We start from the raw sequence: 11,454 nt of genomic DNA, 5'->3' as shown, positions 1-11,454 counted from the left end.
CGCTTCAGTCCTGCCGCTTGAGCCATTCACCAGGCGGCAGGCCCATTTCCTGAACGAACGCTTTGCTGAGCGCCGCTTGGGAGCTGTAGCCCACCGACGCGGCAATCACCTTGAGTTTCACGCCTTGCTTCATCAGGTCCCGCGCCAGCTTCATCCGCCACGCCGTGAGGTAGGCGATAGGTGACACGCCGACCACCTTGAGGAACTGCGCCGAGAATTTGCTGCGGGACATGCACGCCAGCTCGGCCAGTTGCTTGAGGTTCCAGTCCTGCTCCGGACTCAGGTGAATCGCGTTGATCGCAGCACCCAGATGCGGGTCAAGGATCGCGCTCAACCCGCCCCGCGCAATCATCCCGTCCTCCATCGCCCGCCGCACCAGCACGATGAAGATGTATTCGAAGAGCACGCTCAGGCCTTTCCGATGCCCTGCACCTTGGCCGCGAAATTCGGCCAACAGCGCCGTGATCACTGGCACCAGCGGCTCAATGTCCTTGAACGGAAACACCAGCGTGTCGGTGACGCCCAGCGGAAATGAGCGGCCCATGCTGACGCCGAACTCGAAGGTCGCGCAGAGGATATCGGCGCCCTGCTCGGTGGTCGGTTGTAGCGTGTAACGGCAGGTGCTGGGGCACAGGAGAACGGTGGGGCCGTCCAGCGCGATGCGCGGGTGGCCAGGACGAATCAACGCCAGGTCGCCGCGTTCGACGATGTGAATGAACGCCGTGCCGTCGGGCCTGTTGATGTCGAGGGTGTCGAACACCGTCCCGGCGTAGAACAGCCGTCCGTTCATGTGGATTCGGTCGAAAAACTCGGATAGCGCGTCCATTGAGTCACTTCAGGCAAAAAACGCGGACGTCGGGACAAAACCCCTCCGACGTAAAGAACGAGGATAACCCTCACTTGCGACGCCCCGGTCGGCGGCGACCGCAAGAGGTTATTCCAATCCGAGGAGCCTCACAATGAGCACTGATTCGAACGTCAATTCCCTCTACCGTGACCCCGAAAACGGTGTGTTGCCGAAGGTCGACTTTTCCCTGGACCTCACGCGTGCCGCGCTGGTGGTGATCGATCCGCAGGTGGATTTCTTGAGCGAAAAAGGCGTGACCTGGTCGTTGGTGGGCAACAGCGTCACCGAGAATGGCGTGGTTGGCCACCTGGAGCAGTTATTCGCGGCGTCCAAACAGGCCGGGATTGCGGTGGTCATTTCCCCTCATTATTACTACCCCTGTGACCACACTTGGGAGCATGGCGGACCGCTGGAAAAAATGATGCACGACGTTGGCATGTTCGACCGGACTTCGCCGCTGGACCTGACTGGCTTCGACGGCTCCGGCGCCGACTTCATGCCGCAGTACAAACCGTACATCCTCGACGGCAAAACCATCATCTGCTCGCCGCACAAAATCTACGGCCCGCAGACCAACGACCTGACCCTGCAACTGCGCAAACAAGGGGTCTCGCAGGTGATTCTGGCGGGGATGGCGGCCAATTTGTGCGTCGAATCGCACCTGCGTGATCTGGTGGAACAAGGGTTCGAAGTGGTCGTGGTGCGCGACGCGACGGCCGCGCCGCAGGTGCCGGAGGGTGACGGGTATCAGGCGGCGTTGATCAATTACCGGTTCATTGCGCATGGGTTGTGGACCACGGCGCAGGTGTTGGAGCAGTTGCAGGGTCGCTGATCGCACTGCGGCACGCTCCCACAGTTGAACAGCGTTTGGCCAATAACTTCGCAGCGACACTGGACTCCTGTAGGAGCGAATTTATTCGCGAAAAAGGTGCAGGCGACACATCGGCGTCGGTTGTCCCTACGTCTCGCGAATGAATTCGCTCCCACAGTTGAATCTGCGTCAAGCAAAGATATTTTCAAGCCTCCGGGAATAACCCTCCCCCGGCTTCGTCATACGGGCTCAAGAAGTTATTAACCCTGAAATGAGGAAGCCTCCCATGAAAACCACACTGATCGCCCTGACCCTGACCGTGTTGAGCAGCGTTGCCCTGACCGCCCACGCCGACATGAAGAACATGCCGCAGGTGCAGGAATACACCTACGGCACCAAGCTCGATATCGCCGAAGTCACCAAGACCCCGAACCTGAATTTCTGCGGCGTGCGCCCGGTGGACCTGGGCTACGTCGATCACATGGGCAAGGCCCACACCCTGCGTTATGAAACCAGCGGCAACACGTGCCTGGGCGACAACTGATCGCTCGATCACCGCGCGGCGAGGCGCCACATCCGCGCCAGATCTCGTGCCCGGTCGTGCAGCAGGGACGCGGCGTTGTCGCAGGCCTGCTCCAGCGTCATCGGCCCGCTGGCCAAGGCAAACGCCGCGCTGATGCCGTGTTCGTAAAGGTCCGCGTAGCCCTCGCCCAAGGTGCCCGCAAGCACGATCACCGGCACGCCATGACGCTGGGCGATTTTCGCGACACCGAACGGCGTCTTGCCGCGCAGGGTCTGGGCATCGAAGCGCCCTTCCCCGGTGATCACCAGATCGGCGCCCTGTAGAGCGGCGGCCAGACCGGTCAGGTCAGCGACCACTTCCACACCCGGACGGAACGAAGCATTGAGATAGGCTTTCGCAGCGAAACCCATTCCCCCTGCCGCGCCGGTGCCAGGGTACTCGCTGTCATCCTTGCCCAGCACGCGGGCAGAGACTTCGGCGAAGTGGCCCAACGCTGCGTCCAATGCCAGCACCTGCTCCGGCGAAGCGCCTTTCTGTGGCCCGAAAATATGTGAGGCGCCGTTGGGTCCGCAGAGTGGGTTGTTGACGTCGGCGGCGACTTCGAACTGCACGTCCTTGAGGCGGGCGTCCAGCCCATCCAGATCAATCTGTGCGACCTGGCTCAGTGCCAGGCCACCGGGGGGCAGCGGCTCGCCCTCTTGATCGAGAAAGCGCGCACCCAAGGCCGACAGCATGCCCGTGCCCGCATCATTGGTGGCACTGCCGCCGATGGCCAGAATGACCCGCTGCGCACCGGCGTCCAACGCGGCGGCGATCAATTCGCCGGTGCCGTACGTCGTCGTGACCGTGGCATCGCGCTGTTTCAGGGTCAGCATCTGCAAGCCGCTGGCCATCGCCATTTCGATGATCGCGGTACGGGTGTCAGGCAGCCATCCCCACTGCGCCTCGGTCGGCGCACCCAGGGGACCGGTCGCATCGGTGGTCATCCATTGGCCGCCACACGCCGCCAACACGGCTTCGATGGTGCCTTCGCCGCCATCGGCCATTGGGCATTCGACCAGCCGCGCGTCCGGCCACACCTCACGCAAGCCGCTGGCAATGGCCTGGGCGACACCTTGGGCGCTGAGGCTGTCCTTGAAGGAATCCGGGGCGATGACGATGTTCATGGTGTTCTCCTTATCGATGGTCGCGATCTTCGCACGGGTGCCGGGAAATTCCGCCTGCCCTTCGCACAACGCGGTCAGACGCTGTGTTGTTCATCTGAACAAAAGGCCCGGCGATATCGACGATAGGCGGGTCGTTCTCTATAACGTCTGCTGTATCGGAGACATTTCGGCCACACAAACCGGCGAATATGACACTATATAGCCACTATTTTTTTACGGGTTATCGCCACCTCATGGCCGATCTGCCCGTTTTGGTTTTTTCACGATGAAAGCCGCAGCCCTATGCTTCTGAACGATCCCGTCACCCTGCTGTTAATCATCATCCCGTTCGGACTCATGACCACGCTGATGCTGTGCCTGTCCTACGTCGGCACCAGCCGTCACCGCGCGCCGCTGCACTGGTGGATTGCCGGGGATCTGGTGCTGGCGGCCTATCGCGCGGTCGACCTGATGCAACCCGGCGTCATTCCCCAGAGCCCCGACTGGCTGGGCATTCTCACGCCCGAAACTGCCTTTATCGCCAACACTGCAGGGCTGTTGCTGGCCATCGGTTGCCACACCCTGGCGCTGCATCAACTGGCCGAACGTGCCCACGGTGTCGCGTGGCACCTGCGAATGCTGCTCACGCCCGTGTTGCTGTACGGCATCGGCGCCAGTGTGCTGCTGCACAACGATTACATGCTGTCGTGGTTTTTTCTGTTCTGCGTGCTGACCATCGCCGTGCAGTTCTGCGTGACTTGGCCGTTGAGAAAACGTTTTCGGGGTGCCTGGGCGTTGCTTGCCGGGCACGTCGCGCTGCTTATCTTTCATGCCCATTCCGCGATTACGCTGGCCGTCGATCCCCCGCCGCCCTTGGCCTTCGATGAACCGGATATGTTCTCGCTGCCTGCGCTGGCGATGGATTTCATGGTCTCGTTTCTGTTCACCCTCAGCTTCGCCCTGATGTTGCAGGAGCAATTGCGCCAGCAGGTCGTGCAATTGAGCATCACCGACACCCTGACCGGCGCCCTGAACCGACGCGGCGCGGTGGCGACGATTCTTCATCAGGAGCGTCGTCAGAACGGGCCGCAACGCTACCCGCTGGCCGTGGCGATGATCGACCTGGACAACTTCAAGCGCATCAACGACCAGTACGGGCATGCGATGGGGGATTCGGCCCTGCAACTGTTCGCCAACACTGTGACTCGGTTGATGCGCAAGGATGACGTGTTCGTGCGTTGGGGCGGCGAGGAATTTCTGTTGGTGTTCCCCGGCACCGACGTGCAACAGGCGCAGATGTTCATGAAACGCTTGTGCGAGGCGCTGGACCCGCCGAAGGCAGAAGCGAAGCTGCCGTTTCCGATTGGCTTCAGCGCCGGGCTGGCGCAAACCTCGACGTTGAACAGCCGGGAAGACTTCGAAGCCCTGTTGCGCTCGGTGGACAAGGCGCTGTATCGGGCCAAGCAGGTGCGCGGGCGGGTTGAGGTGGTCGAGGCGATGGATTTGTAAAGCGTGCCGGGTACCGGACTCGACCTGTGGGAGCGAATTCATTCGCGAGACATGGGCACTGCTCCTCATAGCCAGCGCCAGACACGCCGTCTCGCGAATGAATTCGCTCCTACAGAGGAGCCGGGATGCCATGGATTGCAGCGTCGGGGCCTGATGACTTAGCGCGGGATCATCTGCATTCCCAGGTACAACCTCAACAGCTCATCGGTCCGGTACGGGTCACACCCGCTCACCTCGGCAATTTTTTCCAGCCGATAGCGCAAGCTGTTGCGATGAATCCCCAAGGCATCGGCGCAGGCCTGGCTTTCGCCGCTGTAATCGAACCAGGCGCGCAGGGTGTCGAGCAGTTGGCCGTTACCCTGCAAACGCAGCACCGGTTCGGCGATTTCCTCAGCCAGCCAGTCATGGCGATTGCGCCAGAACAGCACCGACAGCCGATGACTCGCCAACCTCAACAGCCGGTGTTGCGGTTGAACGTGACGGGCGTAATCCAGCAGATCGCGGGCGGCCGTGCAGGCGTGGCGTAAAGAGGTCAGGTCTGACGACGGCTCGACCGTGGCCATGCGCGACACCGGCCAACCCTGCTCGTCGAACTGCTCCAGCAGCAAGGCATCATCGCGATCCTTGCCCGCCGCACGACACCAATACACCAGGCTCGGCTCGCACGACACACACCAACTGTTGGCGTAACGTCCGTTCAACCAGGCCGCCAACGGACCCGCATAGCCCGCACCGTCAGGCAGTTCGATCAACACCGCCTGACGCGGCAATTGCGGCTGCAAACCCAGCTGTTCGGCCTCATCGACCAGATGCTCGGCGCTGTCGCCCCACAACAGCCGCGCCAGCAAATCCTCACTGCGCTGATGCCGCCACTGCTGATCGGCCTGCTGACGACGGTGCTCCATGAGCATTTCCGCCGTCATCTTCACCAGCTCGGCATAGACCCGCACCTGATCCGGCTCCCCCGTGATGCCCAGCACCCCCACCAGCTTCTGGTCCAGCATCAACGGCAGGTTCACCCCCGGTCGCACCCCGTCCAGTTGCCTGGCCGTGTGCGCATCGATTTCCACCACCCGACGATTGGCCAGCACCAACTGCGCGCCCTCATGCCGCGTGTACAACCGCTCCGCCTCACCGCTGCCAATGATGATGCCGAGGTAATCCATCACATTGACGTTGCACGGCAAAATCGCCATCGCCCGATCAACAATGTCCTGGGCCAGCGCGTGATCAAGGGCGAACATGGGGCACTTCCGGGGAGCGGCGCGTTAAACGGGTCATACAGGTCACATCTTGTTTTTAGGGGTCTGCGGAGTCTGCCTGATTTTTGCCGCGAGTTCCCGCATGACAATCACCCGCCCCGGATACCCAAGGCATCGACAGCGTGTCAGAGTGCCAAGCATCGCCGATGCTTGTGAGGTCACACCACTTTGCCCCTATCCCGCCTCGCCCTGTTCTTTCTTCCCCTACTGACCCTCCCCGCCTGCGCGTCCACCGAGGTGCCGTTGGGTCAGTCGAGTTTTGCCGAGTATCGCCAACAGACCCTGGCCTGGCTTCAGCAGAACCGCACCTTTCAAACCGATGATCACGCTGCCGAGCTGGAGTGGAATGCGCCCCGCGAATGGCGGCCTGTGGGGGTGGCGAAGCGCGGGATTCTGTTGGTGCATGGGCTGGGGGATTCGCCGTGGTCGTTCAATGATGTGGGGCAGGCGCTGGCCGATCAGGGCTTTCTGGTGCGCACGGTGTTGTTGCCGGGGCATGGCAGCAAGCCCTCGGACATGCTTGATGTGACGCTCAAACAGTGGCAGCAGGTGGTGCGCGAACAGACGCTGATTCTGCGTCGCGAGGTGCCGACGGTGTATCTGGGGGGCTTTTCCACCGGGGCCAATCTCGTGCTGGATTATGCCTATGCGCATGCGGACGTTGCCGGACTGGTGCTGTTTTCTCCTGCGTTTCGCCCGGAAAATACTTACGCCTGGGTGACGCAGTACATCGGCTGGTTCCGGCCGTGGCTGGCGAAGCCCGACGATGGCGTCCGACCGATGCAGACCCCGGTTCGTTATCTGAATGTGCCCACCAATGGGTTCGCCCAGTTCTACCGCAGCGCTTTGCTGGCACAGGACCGTATTCAAGAGCGGCCTTACGACAAGCCGGTTTTCGTTGCGATCACGCAGCACGACTCGGTGCTCGACACGGCGTATGTGCTGGACACGTTCAGTGCGCGTTTCAGGCACCCGGGCAGCCGCCTGATCTGGTACGGGGATCAACCGGCGAACGCCGCCCAATCGCCGCGCGTGCTGGTGCGAACTGACTACCTGCCAGAGTTTCGCATTGCCCAGTTTTCCCATATGGGGCTGCTGTTCTCGCCGGAGAATCCGTTGTACGGGCAGGATGGGCGTCAGCGGATCTGCTGGAACGGGCAGGACGCGGCGGACATGCAGAAGTGTTTGAAGGGTGATGCGGTGTGGTACTCGGACTGGGGGCATCGTCAACCAGGCAAGGTGTTTGCGCGGTTGACGTTCAACCCGTATTTCCAGTGGCAGATGGGCGTGATGATGGGGGTGTTGGACTCAGCTCATTAGGGTCGGACGCGGCATTCCTGTGGGAGCGAATTCATTCGCGAAAGGGTTGGGCAGGCGACAGATACGTGTGGGATGTACCGACGTTTCGCGAATGAATTCGCTCCCACAGTTAAGCCTGCGTATTGCCGCACATTTCGTGGCGATATCGCTCCTACAGCCAAGTCCGCGTCAGACCGATTGCCTGACCAAGCCTTTCACTCCCCCGGCGCCAGCCGCTCTCGGCTGTTGCTCAAGTGGGTCAGCATCGCGGCGCGGGAGGCGTCGGGGTCTTGGCGGCGGATGGCGGCGAGGATGGCTTCGTGTTCGAGGTTCGCCAGATAGGCGTGGTTCGTCAGGCTGGTGCCAGCCCGTTCGCTGGTGGCGATGCGGCTGCGGGGGATGACGGCGTTGCCCAGGTTCTGCAGGATCTCGACGAAATACGGGTTACCCGTCGCTTCGGCAATCAGCAGGTGAAAGCGGCGGTCCGCCTCCACGCAGCTGTCTTCCTTGGCCAGCAGGTCCTGATAGTCATCCAGTGCCAAACGCATGGCCGACAGCTGTTCCTGGGATCGCCGCTGAGCCGCCAGCGCGACGGCCTGGGTTTCAAGGCCCAGCCGCAGTTCGATGATGTGGCGCACGCTGAACGCGGTTTCGACGTTCAAACGCATGCCGCTCTGCTCGGTGCGTTGCAGCACGAAGGTGCCTTTGCCTTGATGGGTTTCCACCAGCCCCGATGCCTGCAACTTGGAGATCGCCTCCCGCACCACGGTCCGGCTTACCCCGTGCTGACGCACGATTTCACTCTCGGACGGCAGCTTTTCCCCCGGCGCGATGCTGCCCATGAGAATCCGCTGACTGAGGTCTGTGACCAGGTCCGTGGCCAGGTTGTGCTGCCGCCGTTTGGGAAGCGTCCGAGAGGGTGTTTGCATGGAGGTTGTCCTGACAGTGGCCTCGAATGATGGAGTATCTGCCCTGATTGCACTTGTCTTTTTTCAACCCGACAGACCGAGACGAGTGATCGCCACGTACCTCGCACGCCTTGAGAAAATCCCGTGAGAATCCCCGTGGAACAGGCCACTCGACGGCTTGACCAGACTCGTCCAACTTGTCAGACAAGCAAGCCTATGACACCGAAATATTTCCCGCAAGCCCTTGGAAACCGCTTGCGGAGATAATGCGTACTTGTATGATGACTAACAACAGGGCGCACACACCTTGTCACACACATACGAAAGCCCCGCATAAAAATAATCAGTGGGAGTCAACAGAGTGAACACACCCTCATCACGAGTGGATGACGTCAATGATTCCGTCTTGCAATCGGCGGTTTCCAAAGTCAAACGTCATATCCTGCCGCTGTTCGTCATCATGTTCATCGTCAACTACATCGACCGGGTCAACATCGGTTTCGTCCGCAGTCACATGGAACACGACCTGGGCATCGGCGCAGCCGCCTACGGTTTTGGCGCTGGCCTGTTCTTCGTCGCCTACGCGCTGTTCGAAGTCCCCTCCAACATCCTCATGCAGAAAGTCGGCGCCCGCCTCTGGCTGACCCGCATCATGTTCACGTGGGGCCTGGTCGCGGCTGGCATGGCCTTCATTCAAAACGAAACCCACTTCTACATCCTGCGCTTCCTGCTGGGCGTGGCCGAAGCCGGTTTCTTTCCGGGGGTGATCTACTACTTCACCCGCTGGCTGCCGGGCGTCGAGCGCGGCAAGGCCATCGCCATCTTCCTCAGCGGCTCGGCGTTTGCCTCGCTGATCTCTGGCCCACTGTCCGGCATGCTCTTGCAAATCGAAGGCCTGGGCATGCACGGCTGGCAGTGGATGTACCTCATTGAAGGCCTGTTCTCGGTCGGTCTTTGCGTGTTCGTCTGGTTCTGGCTGGATTCGAAACCCCAGGACGCCAAGTGGATGACCCAAGCGGAAAAAGACGCGCTGACGGACACCATCGACGCTGAACAGCGCGCCCGTGAAGCCGCCAGCCCGGTGAAGCTGTCTATCGGCCAGTTGCTGAAAGACCCGCAAATCATCCTGTTCTGCCTGATGTACTTCTTCATTCAATTGACGATCTACGCAGCGACGTTTTGGCTGCCGAGCATCATCAAGAAGATGGGCAACATGAGCGACTTCCAGGTCGGTCTGTACAACTCGATCCCCTGGTTCATCGCCATCGTCTGCATGTACGGCTTCGCCAGCCTCTCGGCGAAGTGGAAGCACCAGCAGGCCTGGGTCGCCGCGGCGCTGCTGATCGCGGCTGCCGGGATGTTTATGTCCACCACGGGCGGTCCAGTGTTCGCCTTCGTTGCCATCTGCTTCGCGGCGATGGGTTTCAAATCGGCCTCGTCGCTGTTCTGGCCGATCCCGCAAGGCTATCTCGACGCCCGCATCGCCGCTGGCGTGATCGCCCTGATCAACTCCGTGGGCAACCTCGGCGGCTTCGTTGCACCGACCGCGTTCGGCATCCTCGAACAACAGACCGGCTCGATTCAGGGTGGGCTGTACGGCCTGACCGCCACGTCGATCATTGCCGCGATCCTGGTGTTCAGCGTGCGCACGACACCGAAACCCGGCGCGGCGCCCGTCACCGCAGGGTCAAAACCCGACGCCACGCCCAGCCATTCGTAACGACTTGAACCCCGATTCAACGGCGCCCGCGCGGCGCCCTGCACAACCAAGGATTTCGCCATGACGACACAGACTTCCGGCAGCACCCCCGTTATCACCGACATGCAGGTCATCCCGGTCGCGGGCCACGACGACATGCTGCTCAACCTGAGCGGCGCCCATGGTCCGTATTTCACGCGCAACATCGTGATCCTGAAAGACAACGCGGGTCACACCGGCGTCGGTGAAATCCCCGGCGGCGAGAAGATCCGTCAGACCCTGGAAGACGCTCGCGCCCTGGTCGTCGGCAGCACCATCGGTAACTACCAGAAGATTCTGAACGACGTGCGCCGCACCTTCGCCGAGCGCGATTCCGGCGGTCGTGGCCTGCAAACCTTCGACCTGCGCATCACCATTCACGCGGTCACCGGCATCGAAGCCGCTGTGCTCGACCTGCTCGGTCAACACCTGGAAGTGCCGGTCGCGGCCCTGCTCGGCGAAGGCCAGCAGCGTGACGAAGTGAAGATGCTTGGCTACCTGTTCTACGTCGGCGACCAGAAGAAAACCAACCTGCCCTACCGCACTGAAGAAGACGCCGACAACGACTGGTTCCGCGTGCGTCACGAAGAAGCCCTGACCCCGGAGCGCGTGGTGCGTCTGGCGGAAGCGGCGTTCGAGCGTTATGGCTTCGAAGACTTCAAACTCAAAGGCGGCGCGTTGAGCGGCGACGCGGAAATCGAGGCGGTCACTGCGCTGGCCGAGCGTTTCCCGAAAGCCCGCATCACCCTCGACCCGAACGGCGCCTGGTCGCTGAAAGAAGCCATCCGCCTGTGCCGCGATCAGCACAAGGTGCTGGCCTACGCCGAAGACCCGTGCGGTGCTGAAAATGGCTACTCGGGCCGTGAAGTGATGGCTGAGTTCCGCCGCGCCACCGGTCTGCGCACCGCCACCAACATGATCGCCACCGACTGGCGTGAAATGGGCCACGCGATCCAGCTGCAATCGGTGGACATCCCGCTGGCCGACCCGCACTTCTGGACCATGCAGGGTTCAGTGCGCGTGGCGCAGATGTGCAACGAGTGGGGCCTGACCTGGGGCTCGCATTCCAACAACCACTTCGACATTTCCCTGGCGATGTTCACCCACGCCGCCGCAGCGGCGCCGGGCAACATCACCGCCATTGACACCCACTGGATCTGGCAGGACGGCCAGCGCCTGACCAAAGCCCCGCTGCAGATCATCGGCGGCAACGTGCAGGTGCCGAAGAAACCGGGCCTCGGGGTCGAGATCGACATGGATCAGGTGGCCAAGGCCCACGAGCTGTACAAAGGCATGGGCCTCGGTGCGCGGGACGATAGCGTTGCGATGCAGTTCCTGATTCCGAACTGGACGTTCAACAATAAGCAGCCTTGCCTGGTCCGTTAACACGGGCTCGCAACGCTGCCTGAAAC

Annotated in this window: 10 protein-coding genes; 6 read left to right on the top strand and 4 right to left on the bottom strand. The window is 61.6% G+C overall.

Going from position 1 to position 11,454, the window contains the following annotated elements:
• Positions 1 to 4: 4 nt before the first annotated feature.
• Positions 5 to 826 carry an AraC family transcriptional regulator gene (locus tag GVN17_RS19230; protein ID WP_166596844.1) on the bottom strand — a complete coding sequence of 274 codons (822 nt, stop codon included), beginning with the start codon at positions 824 to 826 and terminating at the stop codon, positions 5 to 7.
• 133 nt (positions 827 to 959) lie between these two features.
• Between GVN17_RS19230 and GVN17_RS19225 the strand changes: the two genes are divergently transcribed.
• On the top strand, positions 960 to 1,679 hold the full coding sequence (locus GVN17_RS19225; RefSeq protein ID WP_166596843.1) for a cysteine hydrolase: 720 nt from the start codon (positions 960 to 962) through the stop codon (positions 1,677 to 1,679).
• A gap of 265 nt (positions 1,680 to 1,944) precedes the next feature.
• Positions 1,945 to 2,202, top strand: coding sequence for a DUF2790 domain-containing protein (locus GVN17_RS19220; protein WP_166596842.1), 258 nt, complete (start codon positions 1,945 to 1,947; stop codon positions 2,200 to 2,202).
• Between the two features lie 8 nt (positions 2,203 to 2,210).
• On the opposite strand, the gene GVN17_RS19215 is transcribed toward GVN17_RS19220, so the two are convergent.
• Positions 2,211 to 3,347 (bottom strand): glycerate kinase, encoded by a 1,137-nt coding sequence (locus tag GVN17_RS19215; RefSeq protein ID WP_166596841.1) that lies wholly within the window; start codon positions 3,345 to 3,347, stop codon positions 2,211 to 2,213.
• Positions 3,348 to 3,629: 282 nt separating this feature from the next.
• Here GVN17_RS19215 and GVN17_RS19210 point away from each other — a divergent pair, with 282 nt between their 5' ends.
• Positions 3,630 to 4,835 (top strand): diguanylate cyclase, encoded by a 1,206-nt coding sequence (locus GVN17_RS19210; protein ID WP_166596840.1) that lies wholly within the window; start codon positions 3,630 to 3,632, stop codon positions 4,833 to 4,835.
• A gap of 158 nt (positions 4,836 to 4,993) precedes the next feature.
• On the opposite strand, the gene GVN17_RS19205 is transcribed toward GVN17_RS19210, so the two are convergent.
• The gene (locus tag GVN17_RS19205) at positions 4,994 to 6,079 is read right to left on the bottom strand and encodes a sugar diacid recognition domain-containing protein (protein WP_166596839.1); all 1,086 of its coding nucleotides are present in this window, start codon (positions 6,077 to 6,079) and stop codon (positions 4,994 to 4,996) included.
• A gap of 186 nt (positions 6,080 to 6,265) precedes the next feature.
• On the opposite strand from GVN17_RS19205, the gene GVN17_RS19200 reads away from it, so the two are divergent.
• Positions 6,266 to 7,417 (top strand): carboxylesterase, encoded by a 1,152-nt coding sequence (locus GVN17_RS19200; protein WP_166596838.1) that lies wholly within the window; start codon positions 6,266 to 6,268, stop codon positions 7,415 to 7,417.
• Positions 7,418 to 7,611: 194 nt separating this feature from the next.
• Here the strand turns inward: GVN17_RS19200 and GVN17_RS19195 are convergent, their stop codons facing one another.
• Complete coding sequence (locus GVN17_RS19195; RefSeq protein ID WP_166596837.1) at positions 7,612 to 8,325, bottom strand: FadR/GntR family transcriptional regulator; 714 nt, start codon at positions 8,323 to 8,325, stop codon at positions 7,612 to 7,614.
• A 340-nt stretch (positions 8,326 to 8,665) separates the two neighbouring features.
• Here GVN17_RS19195 and GVN17_RS19190 point away from each other — a divergent pair, with 340 nt between their 5' ends.
• Entirely contained in the window at positions 8,666 to 10,024 is a 1,359-nt protein-coding gene (locus GVN17_RS19190; protein ID WP_166596836.1) for an MFS transporter, read from the top strand.
• A gap of 60 nt (positions 10,025 to 10,084) precedes the next feature.
• Entirely contained in the window at positions 10,085 to 11,428 is a 1,344-nt protein-coding gene (gene gudD, locus GVN17_RS19185; RefSeq protein ID WP_166596835.1) for a glucarate dehydratase, read from the top strand.
• Positions 11,429 to 11,454: the final 26 nt, after the last annotated feature.

It is taken from the genome of Pseudomonas sp. SLFW, from assembly GCF_009905615.1.
Taxonomy (GTDB): domain Bacteria; phylum Pseudomonadota; class Gammaproteobacteria; order Pseudomonadales; family Pseudomonadaceae; genus Aquipseudomonas; species Aquipseudomonas bambusae.
The sequence above is the reverse complement of the archived record's forward strand: the minus strand, read 5'-3'. Positions and strand labels throughout refer to the sequence as shown.

Excerpts from the sequence above, each read along its gene's own strand:
- GVN17_RS19230 (WP_166596844.1), bottom strand. The coding sequence starts at position 826 with ATGGACGCGCTATCCGAGTTTTTCGACCGAATCCACATGAACGGACGG.
- GVN17_RS19225 (WP_166596843.1), top strand. The coding sequence starts at position 960 with ATGAGCACTGATTCGAACGTCAATTCCCTCTACCGTGACCCCGAAAAC.
- GVN17_RS19220 (WP_166596842.1), top strand. The coding sequence starts at position 1,945 with ATGAAAACCACACTGATCGCCCTGACCCTGACCGTGTTGAGCAGCGTT.
- GVN17_RS19215 (WP_166596841.1), bottom strand. The coding sequence starts at position 3,347 with ATGAACATCGTCATCGCCCCGGATTCCTTCAAGGACAGCCTCAGCGCC.
- GVN17_RS19210 (WP_166596840.1), top strand. The coding sequence starts at position 3,630 with ATGCTTCTGAACGATCCCGTCACCCTGCTGTTAATCATCATCCCGTTC.
- GVN17_RS19205 (WP_166596839.1), bottom strand. The coding sequence starts at position 6,079 with ATGTTCGCCCTTGATCACGCGCTGGCCCAGGACATTGTTGATCGGGCG.
- GVN17_RS19195 (WP_166596837.1), bottom strand. The coding sequence starts at position 8,325 with ATGCAAACACCCTCTCGGACGCTTCCCAAACGGCGGCAGCACAACCTG.
- gudD (WP_166596835.1), top strand. The coding sequence starts at position 10,085 with ATGACGACACAGACTTCCGGCAGCACCCCCGTTATCACCGACATGCAG.